The organism is Streptomyces canus 299MFChir4.1, assembly GCF_000383615.1.
GTDB lineage: Bacteria > Actinomycetota > Actinomycetes > Streptomycetales > Streptomycetaceae > Streptomyces > Streptomyces canus_C.
On record NZ_KB911584.1, the window covers coordinates 265,207 to 284,965 of the forward strand.

Here is a 19,759-nt window from a genome sequence, read left to right on the forward strand (position 1 = left end):
ACAGTGGCTTGATCAAGCTTTTCGACCCGACCGAGGAGACGAACCGGCCCGCGCGGTCGGACAGCACGCCCACCAGCGGCGCCACGGCCACCAGCGGCGCCACGGCCACGAGCGGCGCCACGGCCCCAGGTGGCGGCACGGCCCGCCTCGACGAGCAGGTCTACCTCTTCGACGACCGGACCGTCCTGGCCGTCAACGTCGCGCTGGCGTCCGGCCGTCCGCTGCTCGTGCTCGGGCCGCCGGGCTCCGGGAAGTCCGCGCTCGCGCCGAACGTGGCCCGGCTGATGCGCTTCCGCTACTACGCGGAGGTGGTCACCGCCCGCACCGAACCGCACGACCTGCTCTGGCGCGAGGAGGCGTTCCGCCAGCTCAACGACGCCACGCAGGGCACGCTCCAGGATCCCGGTTCGCGGGCCTACTTCCGGCCGGGACCCCTGTGGAAGGCGCTCGATCCGGCCATGGACGAGGAGGGACCGCCGGCCCTGCGCGACCGGCCCGCGGTGGTGCTCATCGACGAGATCGACAAGGCCGACCCCGATGTCCCGGACGCCCTGCTCGATCCGCTCAACAACCTCCGTTTCGTGGGCCCGGACCGCCGGACGGTGACGGCGGCCGAGGACGCGGGCGCACCCCTGGTGGTGATCACGAGCAACGAGGAGCGAGAGCTGTCCACCGCCTTCCTGCGCCGCTGCATCCTGCTGCGCCTGCGGCCCCCGGGCCGCGAACACCTCCTGAAGGTCGCCCGCTTGCACATGGGGGACGACTACGACGAGGCGCTCACCCTGGAGTTGGCCGACATGTTCGAGAACGAGTCGGTGGCCACCCGTCCCGCGGCGAGCACCGCCGAGTTCCTGGACACCCTGCGCGCCTGCCGCCAGATGAACCTGACGGCCGACTCGCCGGAATGGCGGGCGGTCGCCGACCTCGCCATGGTGAAGGGCTCCCCCGACCCCGCCGCCTCCCCATGAACCCGGGGAGCCCGGCCCGGCTCGGCGACCTGCTGCGGACGGCCCGCGCGCTGCGGGTGTCCGACCCGGCCGACCTGACCATGCTGGCGGCGGCCCTGGGACTCGCGCTTCCCTCCGACGGCCCCGCCCCGGCCGCACCCACGCACGCGCCGCCCGACGGTCCCGGCCGCCGTGCCTCGGGCACCACGCGACCCTCCCGAAACGGGGCTGCGACGGCCCGCGCGAACCGCTCACCGGCCGGCACCGGATCCGGCCGGGCCGACGCCGCGGCCGTACCGCCCGACAGCACACGGCGGCCCGGTCCACAAGGCGCAGCGCCGTCCCACCAGGGCTCGGCGCCGTATCACCAAGACCCGGCGCCGAATCACCAGGACCCCGCCTCCGCCCTCACCGGCCCGGGCGGGCAGGCCCCCGCCCCGGCCCATCGCACGACCACCGGCGGTTCCCTGCTCCTCGTCCGTGCCGCGCGTCCGGCGGCGGCCCGGGAGGCGGAATCTCCGCTGTGGCGCGATGCCGCTCCTTACGGCTCCGGGGACGAAGGCCCCGAGGAACTGCTCGGCCGTACCGAGGCGTTCGACGTGCCCTGGCCGACCGCTCTGCCCAGGCCCGCCCCGCCATGGAACCCGCGGACCGAGCGGGCCGTGTTCCTCGCGGTGGCCAGTACGTACGCGACCGGACGCGCGGTCGACCACCTCCGGCTGGTGGACCTGGTCGTGCGCCGTCTCGCCGGTGGCCGGGCCGCCCGGCCGCGGGTGCCCTACCGGCAGCGGTCCACCACCCGGGCCGGAGCGCTGCTGCTGCTCGACCGCGGCGAGTCGATGCGGCCCTTCCGGCACGATCAGGAATGGATCGTCCGGCTCGCCGCCCGCATCCTGCCGCCGGGCGGGCTGCGCGTCCTGGACCTGCGCATCGCGCAGGGTGCCAGCCGCGACCGGGGGCGCACCTGGGAGCCCCACCCGGTGCCTCCGCACGGGCAGCCCGTGCTCCTGCTGTCCGACCTCGGGCACCTCCAGCCTCCGCTGCCCGGCCGCCACCACTCCTCGCCGACGAGCTGGCTGCCGTATCTGCGCCGGCTGCGCGAAGCGGGCAGCCCCGTCGTCTGCATCACCCCGTATCCCGCCGAGGAGTACCCGCAGGCCGTACGGCAGACCGTCACGCTGGTCCCGCTGGACCGCCGGGTGTCCGTACGGCTCGCGCAGGCCGCCGCCCGACGGGATCCGCGGCGGGCCGGGCAGCGGCGATGACGGCGGCACCCGAACGCGGTGGGGCGTACCGGCTGATCGCGGAACAGCGCCGGCACCAGCCCGACGTGCTGCGGCTGGCCCGGTCGTTGTGCCTGGCCGCCCAGGCCGAGCCGTACTTCCTGCGCGGCGCCCGGCTACGGTTCGCCCCGGACAGCAGCACCGGCCTGGAGGCCAGGCTGTGCTTCTCACCTCTGGTGGAGGCCGCCGACAGCAGTGCCCTGGTGCTGTACCCGGAGGTGAGCGCGGAACTGCGGCGACAGCTGTACGACCACGATCCGGACCTGCTCGGCTCGGTCCGTGACTTCACCCGGGCCGCCCATCGCTGCGCGCCGCCCCTGGTCCGCGGATTCGAGGAACTGCTGTGGTCGGCGACGGTCGGTCCGCCGCTCTCCGAGGCGGGTATCGAGCGGATCCTGACCCCGCTCTTCCGGCAGGTGCTCGCCGAGGGGGTCACGGGGGCCGAGGCCGGCCGCTGGATCCTGCGTTTCCTCCCCCGGCTGCCGGAAGCCGTACGGGAGTCGCTGCCGGCCTGGCGGTTGCAGGTGATGGCGGCGGAGCGGCTGGGCATGGAACCGCCGCGCGCTCTGGTCACCCGGGCCGACGCCGACGAGATCCGGACGGTGCGGGCGCTGGTGCACACCGAGGTGGACATCGGAGTGCGGGCCGTGGCGGACGGCCTGGTCCTCAGCCGACCACCGGAGCGGGGCGCGCTGGTCTGCGGGGCGAGCGGGGCGGGCCGGGTCCGGCTGCGGCTGCGCGGCGCGCTGCCCGGCGCGCGGTGGCACGAACTGGACCTGCACGAAGGCGAGCACACCGCCCTGAACGTGAGCGTGGCCGCCGAGGCGCGCACGGATGGCACGCTGCTGGCCGCGCAGGCGGAGCTGGGCGGCACTCTGCTGTGCGCGCGGGCGGGCCACCGGGCGGCGGCCGCGACGACCGCGGACGGCCGGACCATGCTGCGGATCGACGACGGCGAGTCCGTGCTGCCGGTCGAACTGCCCGACCAGCCGCGGCTGCTCGCGGTCGCCGATGCCGGGCCCGCGGCGACGGCGGTGGTGAGCGGCAAGGGGCTGCACGTGGTGACGACGGCCGTGGACGGAACAGCCGACGCCGTCCTGCACCCGCTGTCGGTACAGCCGACGGCCGTGGGCTGGTCCCGTACGGCGGAACGCGGCGTGCTGTGCCTGGCCGCGGGCGACGAGGTCCTGCTCGTCGGCGACGGCGATCCCGACCGGATCCTGCGCGCACTGCCGCATCCGGCCCCGGTGGTGCGGCTGTGGTGCTCGGTCCGGGCGGGCCTGGTGGCCGCGGCGGACGCGAGCGGCGGTGTGACGGTCCACCGCCTGGCCTCGGACCGGGACAGCGAGGTCGGCCGATGGCGGCCGGGGGCGGGGGTCACCGCTCTGTGCGGCGATCCCTGGTCGGGAGCGGTGGTGTGGGGGGCGGCGGACGGGCGGGTGTACGGGGTGGGGGGTGGTGCGGTCGGGGCGGTCTCCCCAACGGACGCCGGCTCTGGCTCTGGTTCTGACCCCGCCTCCGAGTATGGCTCCGCCTCCGGCAGCGCGCCCGGTGCCGTCGAGGTGCTGGGCGTGCTGCCGGCGCCGGCGTCCTCTCTCGCGCTGCTTCCCGAGGCCGGACTGGTGGTGGCCGCGGACGGGGGTGACCGGCTGCTGCGGCTGCCCTGGCCGGGAGGCGGGACGGCCGACGCGGTGCCCATGCCGTTCCGGGTACGGGAGGTCCATCCCGCGGCGGGCGGGCTGCTGCTGGTGTCGGGGCACGGCGGCGAGGTGGAGATCCGCGCGGAGGACGGCCGGAGCCAGCTGCTCACCCCGGGGCCCGTGCCCTCCCCACCGGACGAGACGGAACCGGACTGGCTCCGGGACAGTGTCGGGGTGGTGCTGCCGGCGCGGAACGCCGTGCTGCCGCCCGGGATCCGGCGCTGGGGCATCGGACACGTCTGCCTGCCGGCTGCCCTGCCGCCGGACTCGGCGGAGTTCGCCGCGCTGCTGACGCGGGCCCGGGAGCTGGGGCTGCGGGTGCTGGCGGAACTGGCACCCCCGGGCGAGGACGCCCCGTACGGCGAACTGCTCAGGCGGGCCTACGACCTGCTGGAGGAACCGATCGACGGCCTCCGGCTCAGCGACCCGCATCAGTGGCCCGCCCCCCTGCTCACCCGCCTGCGGCACCTGCTGGACGCCTATCCCCGGACGGCGATCGTCACGACGGCCACGCACCTGACGCGCTCCGACTCCCCCTTCGGCACCGGGCACCTCTCCCTGGGTCCGCCGCCGGAGCCCGCGAACGCCCCGGAACCGTCTCCGGAATCCGAGCCGCACCCCGAGTCGGCGACCCCCGCCGCGCCGCTCCCGCCGTACCGCCCCTGGGTCCTCCCGGACGGGCTCTCGCGCCCGCGGGCGGGCCTGTTGCTGGCGCTCCCGGGGTGTCATGAGGTCCCCGCCTCGGTTCTGGCTCCGGACGGCCGGTCGGTCTCGACGCTACGGCCGTTGCTCGCGGCGCGCGCCGGACAGCTCGCGTTGCGCCACGGAGGGGTCGAGCGGGTGCCCACCGGAGTCGCCGGCGTGACCGCCGTCCGCAGGGACCACGCGGGGCAGACCGTCCTGTGTCTGACGAGTACGGCCCGTGTACCGGTCACCGCCCGGGTGGCCCTGCCCGAGGCGACCGCCGGGACCGAGCTGGTCGAGATCGCCCATGACCCCCCTGACAGCTCCGGGCCCCCTGACCACCCGCCGACCGCGCCGGCACGGATCCTGCGGCCGGCCTCCGACGGCCTGGTCACGGTCGAGATCGACGTCGGCGGGACCCGCTGGTTCCGGGTCCGCGCGGACACCCACCCGCCCCCGGACGAGCCCGAGCCCATGGATCCCTTCGCCCCGACCGCCCGCTGACACGACACGGCCCCCTACGAGGAGTCCCATGCCCGGTCCCCATGTCTTCCTCAGCCGCAGCGAACCGCTCGGCTGCACCTGCAGCTGCTGGCCGGCCCGTCGTGCCATGGAGGAACTGCTGCACCAGGAGGGCTGCGAGCCGGTCGTCGTGGACCGTGAGTCCCTGGTACCGGGACAGGACTGGATGGCGGCGATCTCCGACGGCATGGGCAGCGCGCACGGCATGCTCCTGATCGTGTCGAGCCACGCCCTGAGGTCCGAGCATGTGCAGAACGAACTGGCCATGGCCGAACTGCGCAACCGGCACGACGGTTTCCCGGTGATCCTGCTGATGCTGCCGGAAGTCACCCTGGACGCCCTGGAGAAGAGCGGACTCGGGTCGCTCAGCCCGCACAGACGGCAGATGGTGCAGTGGCCGGGCAAGGACGACCTCGACGCCGTACGGCATGACATAAGACCCCAACTGGACCTGATGCGTGCCGAGTCGGGCGGGGCCAAGGTGCACCACCGGGTGGTCCACCATCTGCGGGAGGTGGACGCGGAGAGCCTGAGCCGGGCCGGTGCGACGCTGGGGGTCGCACTGGAGACGCTGTCCCCGCTGATGCGTCACCGGCTCGCCTCGGGCCTGCTGGCCGAGCGCCCGAGCGAGCCCGGGTCCGACCCGCTGCGCGCGGCCCTCACCGAACTGCTGCCCCTGTCCGGTCCGGACGCCTCCAGGGAACTCGTCCAACTGAGCGTGACCCACGCCCGGGTACCGGTGGACGAGGCGGCCCGGATGCACGGGGTGCTGGGCGCGGGTTCTCCCAGGGTCGCGGTACTGCCCGCGCTCTCCACGGACACGGCCCGCCGCTACATCCACCGGGCCAGCGAACAGCCGTTGCCCTGGGACCACTTCGTCGTCCCGCTCACCGCGGGCACCGGTGTCCTGACCGATCTGGTGGTACGGATCGGGGAGGAACTCCTGGAGGAGTTCGACATCCACGACGAGGAGACGCTGCGGGAGCACGAGCACGACTTCGGCCCGGTGGTCGTGATCGTCCCGCACCCCCCGGACGCCGACCTGGTCAGGGCGCTCGACACGGCGTACCCGGAGGGACTGCTGTTCCTGTTCGTGGTGGACGGGGAACTGTCCGGCGCCACCGGGACGCACACCCGCCTGGAGGGCCTGCCCGCCTGGCGGGAGGAGGAGATGAACCGCACGGTGCGACGGTTCGTGCGCCGGTACGGGACCACGTCGAACAACTGACCCGACCGCGCCGGGGCGGTCGGGTCGTACGGCGGGCTCAGGTCGGCGGCATCTCCAGATCGAAGTCGATCCGCCTGCGCTCACGCATCGACCGGACCGTGGGATGGTCCGGGCCGAACTCCTGCTCGGCGGCGAGCGTCGCGCTGCCGAGGTTCTGCTCGGCGTCGTCGTCACCGAGCAGGCTGCGGTCCAGGGCGACGTTGAACTCCGCGCAGAGCACCCGGGGATGATGGTCGCGGTAGAGCTCGCGGTAGGCCTCGCGGGCGACCTCGTCCTCGGTCAGTGCCTCCTCGTACCGGCCCCGAGCGGACAGCAGGCCGGCCCGGTTGGCCCGGCAGGCCACCGTGCCGGGGTGGGTGTCGCCCAGTCGTCCGACGAGCAGCGGGAGCGTCCGGTCGGCGAGTTCCATCGCCTCCTCGGTCTCACCCTGGTTCCTGAGGATGGCCACCAGGTTGGTCGCTGCCGCCAGGGCGAACGGGTGCTCGAGGCCGAGGCGCTCGCGGTAGCGCCTGAAGTTCTGCCGTCCCAGCTCCATCGCCTCGAACCCCCTGGCCGGATCCGTCAGCGAGAGGGCGAGCAGGTCGCAGGCCAGGTTGGCCGTGCACGACATGGTGTCGGGATGCCCCTCGCCGTAGCGTTGCCGGTACACGTTCAGGGTGGAGCGCGTCAGGGCCTCCGCCTCGGCGTACTTGCCGAGGCGGCGTTGGGTCACCGCGAGGGACGCGTCCGTGCGCAGCACGTCGTCGGCGTTCTCGCTCAGCAGGCCGACGAAGCGTTTGCGAACCTCGTAGAGCAGATCGAGGGAGCCCTGGTAGTCGCCCGTGTCCCGGCGGTCCAGCGCCACTCCGTTGGCCACGATCCAGGTGAGCCGGTGCTGCAGTCCCAGGGACTGCCTGCACCTCTGATACGCCTCCGTCGCCCGCTCCAGGGCATCACCGGGGCGGCCCGCGAGGCGAAGCGAGACGCTGAGGCTGTTCGCCGACCGGAGAGTCTCCTCGTGGTCCAGGCCGAAGTCCGGGCTGTTGAGGTAGAGCTCATAGGTCTTGCGGTCCTCGTCGTACGCCTCCTGGTAGCGGCCGAGGCCACGCAGGTCGGCACCGTAGTTGCGGGCGGTCACCAGCGTGTAGCCGTCGTCCTCGCCGAGTTGCGCGCGCTGACGCTGGAGTGTGTCGGCGTCCAGTGCGTGGGCTTCCCGGTAACGGCCCAGGGAGCGCAGCGGGTTGGCCACCTGCGCGGCCAGCCGCAGCCTGAGGTGATGGTCCGCGCCCAGGGACTCCGTCCAGACGTCGAGTGCTTTCTGCCCCAGCGCGGCAGCGGCCCGGTGGTCGCCGATCCGCCACTGGTTGCGGACCTGGCGGATGACCCACTCGCACACCCGCGCATCGGTGTTGAACAGTGCTTTGGACGGCTCCAGGTGGGGCAGCAGCTCCGCGAACCTCTGCCGGGCCGTCGCGCTGTCCTCCGGGGAGGCGGCCGAGGGCAACGCTCCGGCCAGCACGAGTTGTGCCTGGCGCTGAGTTCGCCGCTGTCGTTCGGGATCCTCTCCCAGCCACTCGCGCACCGCGGCCTGGACCAGTCGGTGCACCTGGATGGAACCGCTCTGCTGGTCCACCGTGGCCAGTGCGTACCGTCCGAGGTCCCGGATCAGGTATCCCATCACCATGGGGTCCAGCACCGATTCGTCCCCGGTCTCCTCGGCGAGCCGGTTGCGCATGGCGTCGCTGTAGAGGAGGTAGTGCGCGATCGGCTCGGGGGACAGGAAGGCACACAGTTCCAGCAGCCGGACCGCCGCGGGCCGCTCGTTGCCGAGCCGGTCGACGGTCAACCGCCAGACCGCCAGGAGGGACTCCTGCTGGCTGTCCCCGGTGCCGTCCGTGCCGCTCAGGACCGAGGAGACCCGGCTGTTGACCTGATCGAGGTAAGTGTCCAGGGGCATCGCCGTCTGCCGCAGCCATGCGGCCGCGAGCTCCATCGCCATCGGGAAGTCGCCGAGCGTGTCGGCGATCCGGTTCGCGTCCCTCACCGAGAGCCCGTCCACCCTGCGGCGCAGCAGGGCGATGCTTTCGGACCTGTTGAAGGAGTCGACCTCCATGGCGGTCTCGTTCTCCTCGTGCGGAGAACGCCGGGCAGTGAGGATGACGTGTCCCGGTCCCTCGTCGGGAAGGTACCGCTCCACCGTCGTGCCTCCCTCGTCCGTGTTCCAGGTCTCGCCGTTCGCGTCCTGGTTTTCGGTGAGGTTGTCGAACACCAGCAACCAACGACCGTGATCGCCATTCTTCAGTGCCGTCATGGTCGCCTGTGCGCGTTCGTCCACCGTGTCGCCCGGAATTCCCAGCTCGAGGCCGAGGTCCGCGAGGAGCTGCGGGATCCGGTTGGGCTGTTCCGCCGGGATCCAGTGCACCAGGTCGTACTGGGAACCGTAGCGGTGGACGTACTCCTGCGCGATCTGAGTCTTCCCGATGCCGCCCAGGCCGTAGAGGAAAGCCTTGCCGACGGGGGTGTCCGCGCGCAGCGATTCGGCGCTCAGACTGGTCCGCAACCGGTCCAGGTGTACGTCGCGGCCGGTGAAGGAGTTGTTGCGGCGCGGCACGTTGAAGATCCGGGGGACCAGACCCGGATAGGCGATGGTGCCGGTGACGGCGGGGGGCAGTGCCTGGAGTTCGAGCAGGGCGAAGAGCTTGCCGAGGACCTGCTCGGCGGACGCGTCCACCAGAGTGAATCCGGGCAGTCCGCGCAGTACGGGCTCGGGTTGGTGTTCCCGGGTGCGCAGGCCGATGATCCTGGCCCCTTCGGGTGACGCCACCAGAGCCCGGACCTCGTCGGCAACCGGTGTGGTGGCGAAGTCGGGCGAAAGGAGCGCGATGACCACGTCCGCCCCGTCCTCCGAACCGCTGGTCAGTGGCACGGACGCACTGCTTCCGCGCAGCGCCACGGCGATCCCCGCGGACTGGAGCTGGGCTTCGATCCACTCCGCCCAGGCGCCGTCACGCAGCGCGTAGTCGACCCGCACCCGGGGCACGATGCGGCCGCCGGGTACCGGAGCCCGCTGGAAGCGCGCGAGCAGCTGCCGGCGCAACGGCTCCTCGACCGGGCGCAGGGCCGTGACCTCCCCGTCCGTGATCACCGAGGTGAGACGTTCGTAGGCGCCCAGCAGGGAGGCGGGCTGGCGGGGCGTGTCCGCGACGGTGGCCAGGACCTCTTCGTAGGCGTAGAAGGGCTTGTAGGGGATCTCCACCGATCCCCAGTAGCCGTCGGGATCGGCCGCCCGTGGCGTGTCCTTGAGGAACTCCTGGAAGCGGTGGCGGGCATGTCCCCGGCTGATGGCCAGCTTCTCCTGCTCGGCGTCCTCCACCCGCATGGGCACGGGGAAGATCCTGACGTGCGGGGCGGCCCGCCGTACGTCCGCGGCCACGCTGGCGCTGCCGTCCACCGACTGGGTGTTCAGCGTGAAGCAGTTGACCAGGACATCCGGCATCAGCACCGTGGTGATGCCGGAGGTGTCGCTCCAGCCCGTACGGCTGTCGATCAGGGCGTAGTCGTAGTTGCTCCGCATGTCCTCGCGCAGGGCACGCAGGAAGGCCGCGCCGTCGCGCTGTTCGTAGAACCCCTGCCAGTCGTATGTGTTGATCTTTTCGGAGTACTCCGGAGTCCTCCGTCCAGGGGAGACGAAGAGGACATAGCCACCGCTGTCGAAGGTCCATGTCAGCGCGGAGGCGAAGCGCTCCACCCGGGCCTGCCGACTGTAGTCGCCGCCGGCCGGCCTCGGCCTGGCCAGGTCGAACTCGCGGATCAGGTCGATGACGCCGGGGGTGGAGCGCAGCTCCGGGTCACCGAGGAAGGGAGCGAAGTAGCGGTGCAGCCCCGGCGCCTCCAGGTCCCAGTCCATGGCCAGTACACGTTTTCCGTTGCTGGCCAGGATCCAGGCCACGTTGGCCAGGGCCATCGTGCGACCGGTTCCCCCCTTGAAGGAGTAGAACGTGACGACCGTGCCGGAGTCGCGGGTGCCGGCGTCACCCGAGTCGAACGTCATGACGAATACCTTCCGAGCAGGGGAAACGTATGGAGACCGTCGGCCGGCGTTGCCGGCGACCGCACGGCTTCCATGGACTTGAGCGCCTCGTTCTGGAGGCGGATGAGAACCTTGCGCAGGGAAGAGGTGAAGCTCTCCACGTCCGGCAGTCCCCAGCGTTCGTATTCACTGTTGCGTCCGCGCATCAGCGGGAGCGCGCGGTTGAGGAGTTCGTCCAGGACGACGGCCTGTTCGGCGGACTCGGTGTCGTCGCGGGCCCTTGGTTCGAGCGCCGTGGTCGCCTCGGGACTCCGCTCGTCGACAGCTGCCAGCAGCCGGTGCTTCTCCCGCCGCAGGGCCACCCACGCGTCGACCAGCAGCACGACGAGTTGCTCGGGCTCCTGTTCCCTGCTGATCCGGTCGACGGTCTCCTCGTCCAGCGGCAGCACGGTCGCGGTGAAGTCCAGGGCGGTGGCGGTGTTCTTCACCAGGGAGATCAGCGCCTCGTGTTCCCCTGGCGCGTAGGGGGACCAGTCCAGGGGAGTCTTTCCGTAGTACTGGTGAGAGTGCCGTTCGCCCGGCACGTCCTTCTGCGCCGTGGACGCCACGACGAAACTGACCGCCTGACTGCCGGCGGGCGGGGGCGCGCCGAGGGGCGAGTGGCTGCCGGCCGCGTCGAATCCGTGAACCTCGGGAAGTTGTTCGGCGGCCGCGACAATGCGGTCGGCGACGGCCCTCACCACCTCCTCGTACTCGGACCGGTAACGCGCCTTCAGCCGCAGCAGGTGCAGCAGTCCGTCGAGCCGGTAGGCCTCCGACCGCACGCTCAGGGGCTGATACGGGACGACGGCGTCCAGCGCGTGCGCGGGGTCGGGCTCCCATATGACGGGGACGACCGCGTCGGCGCTGCGGCCGGTCCTGGAGCGCTGCATGTTGAGCCGCCGCTGGAAATAGGACAGTTCGGCCCGGCAGTAGGACTGGGTGAAGTAGCGCGGCGAGTGCAGCACGACCAGGATCGTGGACCGGCCCAGCAGATCCACCGACACGTCCGACGAGTGCGGGGTGCCGCGGACTCCCACGGCCTCCGGGGAGCGACCGGTGCGCTCAGCCACGGCCCGGCAGAGGTCGTGGAAGAACGACGCGACCCACTCCTCGTCGACGGTGCGCACGTGACTCAGGTAGAAGTGGCTCACGGTGACTCCAATTGCTTTGCCCCGACATCAGCCACGTCAAATCGGCTTGATATTCGAATAGAGGAGAAAGAAAAGTAAAGGGTTTTTGCGCACAATAGGCGGCATTCGACATCCCGTCGCAGGCCCAACGCCGCACACCCCGCTCCGCCCACGCCCCCTCCTCCACTCGGTCGACCGTTCCGTCCCCGTGTGCCGCAACGGCGGGACCGCCGTTTGCCGCACTGTTGGTCGATCCCGGAGGTGGCGGCCGGCCTCGGGCCGCACCGGACGGAGGGGCCCCTTCCGTCTCCACCCGGACCACTCGGACAGGCGTCGATCTCCCGGTGTCCGACCCCACGGACGGGTGAATCGCGCGCGGCCCGCCCACCCGGAAGCCGAACAGCTCCGCTTCATCGGTCATGCATTCGACGAAGTACGTCCCCCAGGAGGTCAGGGCGGTCTTGTTCCGCCGCAGCACGCGCAGAGCCGCGACCACCTGCCGGCCGTACCGGTCCAGACGCGCCTCGGCCGCGCGGGCCGACTCGCCGTCGAGCGTGTGGTAGACACGCGACCAGAAGTCCAGCAGGCCGAGGTGAGCGTGCGCCCCTGTGAGGACCGCGTTGAGGGGGCGGGGATCAGGACGCCAGCCCACCTTGTGGTGCGTCCGGTCGTGCGGATCGGTCAGGTCGACCAGATCGGTCAGCGCCGCCAGGGCTATGTGGCTCGTCTCGTGGAGGGCGGTCTCGGCCAGCCGCACCGGGTCCTGCTCGGGAGCGACCGCCACCGCCCCGTACGCCTCACGGGTGGACGAGCTGCGACCCCGCCCGCGAGGGCCGGGCTGCAGCGGGACCAGTGCCGACCACAGGGCGGCACAGTCGGCGGTCCGCCCGGGCATCAGGTCGTTCAGCAGACTCCAGGCCTGTTCCAGCACCGCGTGCCAGGCGGCCAGTTGCGCCGAGGTCTGCCGGGGCTGGACCGGAAAACCGTGGACGTTCCGGTAGGGATCGGTGTCCTCCACGACCAGCGACAGCCGGTGTGTGCCCGCGCGTGAGGGAACCGCCAGGCGGTGGGGCGCGAACCGGCGCGCCGGGCCGTGCCGATGCCCGTTCTCCCGCTCGCGGCCACGAAGGTTCACGTCCCGGTCCGGGAGCTCCAGGATCCAGCCGTCCAGCCGGACGGTGCTCATGCCCTCCGGCAGCCGGACGCCGCCCAGTGTGGGAAGCCAGAGCAGCCTGTCACGGGCCGGGAGGTCCAGTCGCGGTCGTATGCCGACGCGTAACGCGGCGGCATACCCGAAGGTCCCCAGCCGGGCGAGGTCGACAGCGAGGTCGTCGTCCGCGCAGGTGCCGTGGAGGGCGCGTAAGCACCGCCTGAGCCAGACGCCGGCGTGCGGGTGCAGCAGCACCGTTTCGAAGGCCCGCGGATTCGCCGCGTAGGCATGGACGCACAGGTCCCAGCCGAGGGACGCGCCCTCCCCCCACAGGTGGGGAACGGCGCCCCGGGCGGAATCGGCAAGGCCTTTCAAAAGCAGCAGGCGTTGACTCGTCTGTCCTTTGCGGAGCACCGCCAGCGCCGGGGCGGCAGGACGGCAACGGGCCAGAGCGGCGAAGTCGTCGGCCGTCATGCGTAACGCCATGGGTTCGGTCACGAGGCCCTCCCGAACCACTCCCTGACATCGGCCACCACCCGGTCCCGGATACGCGTGGTGAGCAGGCGGAGATCGGCGCAGTAGACGCTGGGATTGTCGAATCCGTTACGGGGGTGGAATCGGTGGGCCCGCAGTCCTCCACCGCACAACCGGACCACGGGACAGGCGAGGCAGTCGGCGGCGAGCGGGGCCGGTCCCGCGCCGCGGGCCGCCACCACCGCCGGATGGCGGGCCACCGTGTCGAAGTCGTGGTCGAGCAGGTTCAGTCCGGTCGCCGCGGCGCCGTCGTAGGCAGCCTTCAGGTTGTCGGGGAGTTCCACCGACAGGTCGCTCTCCACCACGATGAAATCGGAGACCGCCCCCACGGCCCCCGACAGGGCCCGGCCGCTGAGCGCGCGTTCCATGATGTCCTCGAAGCGAGGGATCCGCGTCTCCTGGACCGGCGCGGTGTACCAGCGCTCAAAAATGGCCAGCAGCCACTCGGCGTAGGGCGTCGCCAGTGAGTCGTGTCCGGGCGGCGGGTGCTCCCACGTGCTGTGCGGCAGAAGGAAGTTGATCATCGGGGGTTCGTGCGAGAGCAGTTCCTCGTACACCGCGACCGGATCGTTGGCGAGGTCCACCGTGCAGAGCAAACCGCTGTATCGCGCTCTGTTCTCCGGTCGCCTCAACAGTTCCAGCCCTTTCAGAACGGCGGTGTGGCTGCTCCGGCCGTTCCTGGAACGCCGATGACGGTCGTTCGCCGTGCGGTCGCCGTCGAGGCTGATCCCCACCGACATCCCGTACCGGTGGAACAGATCCAACCAGTCGGAATCGAGGAGTGTCCCGTTGCTCTGTAGTGAGATATCACAGTCGGACACACCTCGTAGTTCGGATGTCAAGACCGACACGATGTGTTCGATCCGCTGTTTTCCGGCAAGGAGCGGCTCTCCGCCGTGCAACACGATGCGGACCGCGGGCAGGGCATGGGCCCTGGCATGCTCCGCCACCTTCTCGGCGAGCCTGTTGACCGAAGCCTCCGGGATCACACTGGGTTTACGCCGCCAGCTGGTGTCCTGAAGTTCGTAGACATAGCAATGATCACAGGCGAGGTTGCACTGCTGGGCGACCTTGACCACCCATTCACGAAAAGGCCGTACCTTCCGCATGTGCCACCTCCCGGGCCCCGGAGCCCCTCCGTGTCGGGCGCGATGCGGTGTCCGGCGGCAGCGCTGAATCGAACGAGGATGCACTGCCGTTCGGATCCCCGTGGTCGTACACGATCCGCCTGACGGTCTGACCGAGTGGGCCGGCGGGCAGGGCAGCGAGATCCCGCTCCGACTGTCCGGCCAGGTCTGGCATCCCCAGATCCACATCGGTCGCTGGCTTCTCCACGAACCCCCCGTGCTCACTCGTACCACCACACCCGGCGGTTGCTCCGGGCACGGCGGTGTGGATGTGGTCGTTGTGGGCGTGCGTCGACCCGCAACTCGGTTCGGAGCACGCCGAGTTGCGGTCGGATTCATGCGGTTCTGACTTCAGGGAAGCACACTGATCGGCCGGCGGCCAGGAACCCGTGGCCGTGCTCCTCGGCCAGCGGCCGGATCTCGCCATGATGCCCACCAAGGCCCCCTCGACAACGCGGTGTTGGCACCCGCACGACTCCAAGTCACCATGAGTCTTCCCCTCTTCATGGCGAGGTGACCCCCATGGCGGCAACCACACCTGGGCGAAACGTTCCTGGGCCGCGCGCGACGATAGGAAACGACGATCTGCCGCCGTTGTTCCGTTCCAACGACCAGTGGGCGCTGAATCGTCAGAGCGAGGCGTTCCGGGCCACCACGACCCAGCTGTCGCTCCTGCTGGTGGCGACCGTCTGCGCCACCCTGGCCGACCACTTCGACAGCCATGTCCTCACGGCCCTGTCCGCCGTGTTGTACGGGCTCACCGTGGTCACCGGTGTCGTCGTCCAGCGTCGCCGGGCCCGCGCTCACTGGCAGGCGCACCGGGACGCCGCCGAGACCGTCAAGTCGCTGGCGTGGCAGTACATGGTGCACGGCGGGCCGTTCCACTCCGAGGTGCCCGATCCCGACGGGCTGTTCAACCAGCAACTGGAGGAACACCTGCGGGCGTTACGGCGCATAGGCTGGCAGGAACCTGCCCACGGCCCCGGCGCGGAGCCGGTCGCGGGCGCGTTGCCGGGCTCGGGTCAGGCCAGGAGCACTTTGTGGGACCCGGCCAGCCGTCAGGAGGCGGACGATCCGCGCCACCCCCAGATCACCCGTGCCATGCGGGCGGTACGCGAGAAGTCCTTCGCCGTCCGGAAGGACATCTACCTGCGCGACCGTGTGATCGAACAACTCAGCTGGTACGGCAGCCGGGCCGTCCAGGCGCGCCGGTCCGCCGCCGTCTGGTCCGCGCTGACCGCGCTGCTGACCCTGCTGGCCCTGACCGCCGCGGTGGCCCGGAGCGCCGGCATCGCCTCCGGCTGGGACCTCAGCGGCCTGCTCGCCGCCTCGGCCGCGACCGGCGTCGCCTGGCTGCAGACCCGCCGTCACCACCCGCTCTCGTACGCGCACGCGCTGGTGCGGGAGGGACTGGAAACCCAGCGGGCCGTCCTCGCCCAGAGCGTGGCCGAGCAACAGTGGCCCCGGGCCGTCTCCGACACGGAGCACCTGATGCTGCCCCAGCACACGGACTGGCTCGCACGGTTCGGCGGATGAGGCGGGCCGGGGCGAGGTGAGCCTCAGGGACGCCGCGCCCCGGGACGCCACAGGACGTTCACCGGTACGCCCACACGACCGGCGTAGGCCACGATGTCCCCCGTGCCACCCGGACCACGCGCCGGCTCGCCGTCCCACACGGCCACCAGCCGGTCCGTGTGGTCCACGATCCAGCGACCGGCCGCCGCGTACGCCTCCTCCCGGGTGCGTTCGACCGGCAGGTCGACCCGGTCCGCGCAGGCGAGCAGCAGCCGGCGGAACGCGACACGGACCGCCTGTCCGCCCAGGTGACGTTCGTAGTCCGTGCCGGGGATCACCGCAGTGACGGGAATCCCGCTGCTCAGTGCGAGGTCGGCGAACAACTGGTCGGCGCCGCCGGCCAGGGCGCTGAAGGCCTCGACGCGACCACCCGCGGCCTGGTTCTTGAACTCGTCGAGAATTCCCGTGCTGACGCACTCCAGCACCGGCTCGGGGATGTCTCGGTGCCCGGTGACCCCGATCCGAGTCGTACGCTCCACGCTCGCCGCCACCCCCGTGAGAACCGGTCAGGACGCCCTGCTTCCCTACCCAGTCCCGACACCGGAGCCACACAGCCTGCCCAGCCCGCACCCGAAAGGGGCGTCTGCCTCGGGAGGAGGCCCGGCCCCCTCCACCCGGACGCCATGAACCACGCCCGCAAGCCTCGACGTGGACCACGAACGGCGAGAGCCCCTGACCGATCTTGCTGGTCAGAGGCTCTCATCCACTGCGGTGGGTGTGGGATTTGAACCCACGGTGACTCGCGCCACGACGGTTTTCAAGACCTTTCGCCGATCAGGGGCGTTGACGTCTCCGCCGCAGGTCAGACGGGTACGAGCGCGCCCGCCAAGCCGTCGTCATCGTCGCCGTGCCCGCTACGTGCCCCAGGGGCGTGATCGTGCCCCTTGACCCACGCATCCGAGGCTTCGGCCACCTGATCATCGCGACCGGCGACCGGACGAGCGTAGTGCCGAGTGGTCACGCTCGCGTTGGAGTGCCCGAGGCGGTGCGCGGCCGTCATGACACCGTACTTGTCGGCGACCCAAGTCCCGTGCGAGGCGCGGAGATCGTGCGGGGTCACATCGGTCAGACCGGCCGCCGCCACGGCGGGATCGAAGTACGCCTTGCGCCACTGGTTGTAGTGCAGCGGCTTGCCCGCGGACGTGGTGAACAGCAGGGCACGGCCGTCGTCCGGCAGGGTCTCCAGGTGCTTCCCGAGCCGCTTCGCGAGGGTGGGCGCCACGCGGAGTAGCCGCTTCTGGTGAGACTTCGGGGTGTCGAAGACCAGGGCGCCGTTCGCCTCGGCAAGGTTCTCGTCAACGAGCACCGTGCCGCCCGCTACGTCGACGTCATCGCGACGCAGCGCGAACCCCTCGCCGACTCGCAGGCCAGCGAAGGCCAGCAGCGCGATCAGCAGGTCATGGGGTTTCTCCGCCTTCCGCACGAGCCTTGAGGCTTCAAGCGGGGTCAGGATGTGCGGCTCTGTCTGCGGCATCCGGGGAAGGCGCACGCCCCGGCAAGGCGTCTGCGCGATCAGCCCGTTGTCGACAGCCGACTCCATGACCTGGGACAGCACTCGGTACGCCTGCCGGATGCGGGACGCGCTGAGCCCCGCTGTCCGCATCTGCGCGACCCACTCTGTGACCGTGATCGGCCGCAGGCTCGACAGCTCCCGATCTCCCAGCGCGGGATTGATCCGCGAGTTGATCAGCGATCGGTACGAGGCCTGCGTCTTGTGCTTGAGCTGCGGCGATACGGCAGCCAACCAGCGAGCCGCCCAGTCCCGAACCGTTGTCTGGCCTTCGGCTGGATCAATCCAGCGGCCGTCTTCGATCTCGATCCGCTTCTTCACCAGCCATCGATCAGCGTCGGTAGTCGTGGCGAAGGTCCGGTCGGCAGGCCGGAGTACTCCGTCAGGCCCCGGATAGCGAGCCTGGAACCGCCCAGAGGGCAGCTTGCGAATCCTGCCGAAGCTCCGGCGAGACTTGCGCTTGCCAGCCATCAGGCAGCCCTCCTGAGGCCCGTAGGACGAAGGCTGACCGGTTCCACGGTGTTCGCGGCCACGTAGGCCTGTAGGGCTCGCTCAGGGATGCGGACATGACGACCGACCTTGACGAAGGTGATCCGGCGCTCTTCGATCAACCGACGCGGGAAACGCACGGTCGTGCCCAGGAACTCAGCGACCTCGTGCACGTCAAGAAGCCTGTCCATGGTCACCACTCCCCCTCAGCTTCGGAGTTCGCCAAGCCAGCGAGGGCTTCGCGTGCGGCCTCGCGGTTGTGTTGGAGGTCTCGGCGGATGTTGGCGGCGAGCCAGGATTCGCCGGGGGTGTGGCCGTGTCCGGCGTACGACCAGTGGGCGAGGGTGAGCGTGGTCGCCTCCGGGTTGTCGTCGAGCTCGGGCAGGCCGAGGGCTTCGCGTTGCTGGGCGGCGCGGTAGTCGGCGCGGACCTGTCGAAGGGCGCCCAAGGTGGTGGAGTAGCGGCGGGACTTGGTGGAGAAGTGGCCGCGGAAGCCGAGCATGTGAGCCCAGTCCCGCAGCTTGCGGTCCGGGTAGAGCGCGTGCAGGTCCAGGCAGGCCGCGATCAGCCGGGCCGGATGGTCGGGCACGCCCAGCAGGACCAGCGCGTCTTTGTTGCCGATGCGGCGATCAACCGTTCCGGTGGTCTCGGCTGCCTTAGTGGCGTACTTGGCGACGTAGGACGCCACGGCCGCTTCGGTGATCTCCTCGCCGTGACCAAAGGCGCCGATCGGCTGCACGTCGAGCTGAGTGCCCCAGCGCAGCGTACGAGCCGGTTCGACACGGGCAGGCTGGTCGGGGTCCGGCTGGTACCGAGCCGGGGGCACGTCGACCTCAACGCGGGCAGCGGCGGCACGAATCGCCTCGGTGAGCAGGTCCAGGGTGGCCCAGGCCGGGGGCGGATCGTCGGGCCCGCCGGGTCCATCGAAGCGGATCACGGCATGGAAGTGCACGGCCCCGCGCTTCTGGTACTCAGCGACCTTGCCGAAGGAGACCCGGGACTGTTCCCGGGCATCCTTCTGCGTGAGCCCGGCGCGGCGGGCGATCTCGCGGCGCAGGTAGATCGTGAAGTAGCGCCACAGTTCGGAGGCGTGGTTGTTCCACAGCACCGCGCCCGCGTATTCGTATGAGGCGGGATCGAGCGGGGTGCCCAGCTCGGGGGCGTCCTCGCCGTGGCGGACACCGCAGCGGCAAGGCTGGTTGCCGGGCCGGTTGTGGACCGGGCCGAAGCTCGGGGCGGTGAGGGTGGCGAAGACGCGGGGGTGGTCGCGGATGGTGTGCGGGGTGCCCTTGTCCGGGTCGCCGACGAGTCCGGCGCGGATCAGGTGGTAGGTGTCTCCGGCGTAGGTCCAGGCGCAGGAGGGGCAGCGGGAGGCCCGCCGGTTGCCGCACGCGATCCGGAGGCGTCCGCCGGGTTCGGTGTCGGTCGAGTAGGTGTGCAGGACCTGGCCGGAGGCAGCGTTGCGGGTGACCGTCGTGCCCTGGAGGTGGATGGTGTCGGCGTACACCTGAACGTCCCCACCCACGTACGGGCGAATGCGGCCAGTTGCGGATGTGTTGAGGGATCCTGGTCGGCACTCTGCTGCGTAGTCGGTGTGCTGCGGCAGGGGGTGGTCGACAGTGGTCTTGGATCCGCAGCGGTGGTCGGAACTTCGGCGGTTTCGTGGGCTGTTGGAGTCCGGGGCGATGAGCCTGTCGGAGATCGCCCGTGAGACGGGGCTGGACCGCAAGACGGTCCGCAAGTACCTCGCGGGTCCGGCGACACCACCGCGCCGTTCGGCCAGTGGCCAGGTAGTGCCCAGGAAGATCGACGAGTTCGCGCCGCTGGTC

At 71.1% G+C, this 19,759-nt stretch carries 13 protein-coding genes and 1 tRNA gene; 5 read left to right on the forward strand and 9 right to left on the reverse strand.

The genetic code is table 11. The features are described 5' to 3' along the window. Positions 1-8: 8 nt before the first annotated feature. From H293_RS0109290 to H293_RS0109305, 4 genes are read left to right on the forward strand one after another with little or no spacing between them, the layout of a single operon-like run. Entirely contained in the window at positions 9-968 is a 960-nt protein-coding gene (locus tag H293_RS0109290) for an AAA family ATPase (RefSeq protein ID WP_020117596.1), read from the forward strand. Next, the gene (locus H293_RS0109295; protein WP_020117597.1) at positions 965-2,212 is read left to right on the forward strand and encodes a ribosomal eL19 family protein; all 1,248 of its coding nucleotides are present in this window, start codon (positions 965-967) and stop codon (positions 2,210-2,212) included. Before H293_RS0109290 ends, H293_RS0109295 begins: the two co-directional genes overlap by 4 nt. Further along, positions 2,209-5,118, forward strand: a complete 2,910-nt coding sequence (locus tag H293_RS0109300) for a hypothetical protein (RefSeq protein WP_020117598.1) — start codon at positions 2,209-2,211, stop codon at positions 5,116-5,118. Before H293_RS0109295 ends, H293_RS0109300 begins: the two co-directional genes overlap by 4 nt. 28 nt (positions 5,119-5,146) lie before the next feature. Beyond that, positions 5,147-6,364, forward strand: a complete 1,218-nt coding sequence (locus H293_RS0109305) for a toll/interleukin-1 receptor domain-containing protein (RefSeq protein WP_020117599.1) — start codon at positions 5,147-5,149, stop codon at positions 6,362-6,364. 37 nt (positions 6,365-6,401) lie between these two features. Here H293_RS0109305 and fxsT read toward each other — a convergent pair whose 3' ends face one another. From fxsT to H293_RS0109325, 4 genes are read right to left on the reverse strand one after another with little or no spacing between them, the layout of a single operon-like run. Beyond that, complete coding sequence (gene fxsT / locus H293_RS0109310; protein WP_020117600.1) at positions 6,402-10,394, reverse strand: FxSxx-COOH system tetratricopeptide repeat protein; 3,993 nt, start codon at positions 10,392-10,394, stop codon at positions 6,402-6,404. Beyond that, the gene (gene fsxC, locus H293_RS0109315) at positions 10,391-11,566 is read right to left on the reverse strand and encodes an FxsC protein (protein WP_028807689.1); all 1,176 of its coding nucleotides are present in this window, start codon (positions 11,564-11,566) and stop codon (positions 10,391-10,393) included. Before fsxC ends, fxsT begins: the two co-directional genes overlap by 4 nt. Continuing rightward, complete coding sequence (locus H293_RS0109320; RefSeq protein WP_020117602.1) at positions 11,478-13,193, reverse strand: HEXXH motif domain-containing protein; 1,716 nt, start codon at positions 13,191-13,193, stop codon at positions 11,478-11,480. Before H293_RS0109320 ends, fsxC begins: the two co-directional genes overlap by 89 nt. After that, on the reverse strand, positions 13,190-14,695 hold the full coding sequence (locus tag H293_RS0109325; RefSeq protein WP_310591874.1) for an FxsB family cyclophane-forming radical SAM/SPASM peptide maturase: 1,506 nt from the start codon (positions 14,693-14,695) through the stop codon (positions 13,190-13,192). The genes H293_RS0109320 and H293_RS0109325 overlap by 4 nt, the downstream gene beginning before the upstream one ends. Before the next feature lie 255 nt (positions 14,696-14,950). Here H293_RS0109325 and H293_RS0109330 point away from each other — a divergent pair, with 255 nt between their 5' ends. Then, positions 14,951-15,892: a DUF4231 domain-containing protein gene (locus H293_RS0109330; RefSeq protein ID WP_020117604.1), complete on the forward strand. Its 942-nt coding sequence runs from the start codon at positions 14,951-14,953 to the stop codon at positions 15,890-15,892. A gap of 23 nt (positions 15,893-15,915) precedes the next feature. On the opposite strand, the gene H293_RS0109335 is transcribed toward H293_RS0109330, so the two are convergent. The 5 genes from H293_RS0109335 to repSA all read right to left on the reverse strand — a co-directional run bounded on the left by H293_RS0109335 (position 15,916) and on the right by repSA (position 19,437). Continuing rightward, complete coding sequence (locus H293_RS0109335; RefSeq protein ID WP_033415343.1) at positions 15,916-16,410, reverse strand: hypothetical protein; 495 nt, start codon at positions 16,408-16,410, stop codon at positions 15,916-15,918. A gap of 228 nt (positions 16,411-16,638) precedes the next feature. Continuing rightward, positions 16,639-16,730 (reverse strand) — tRNA-Ser (locus H293_RS58400). A 3-nt stretch (positions 16,731-16,733) separates the two neighbouring features. Continuing rightward, on the reverse strand, positions 16,734-17,912 hold the full coding sequence (locus H293_RS0109340; RefSeq protein WP_028807691.1) for a tyrosine-type recombinase/integrase: 1,179 nt from the start codon (positions 17,910-17,912) through the stop codon (positions 16,734-16,736). Continuing rightward, positions 17,912-18,121 (reverse strand): excisionase family DNA-binding protein, encoded by a 210-nt coding sequence (locus tag H293_RS0109345; protein WP_033415322.1) that lies wholly within the window; start codon positions 18,119-18,121, stop codon positions 17,912-17,914. The genes H293_RS0109340 and H293_RS0109345 overlap by 1 nt, the downstream gene beginning before the upstream one ends. Positions 18,122-18,123: 2 nt before the next feature. Next, positions 18,124-19,437: a replication initiator protein RepSA gene (gene repSA / locus H293_RS0109350; RefSeq protein ID WP_020117608.1), complete on the reverse strand. Its 1,314-nt coding sequence runs from the start codon at positions 19,435-19,437 to the stop codon at positions 18,124-18,126. Between the last annotated feature and the right edge of the window lie 322 nt (positions 19,438-19,759).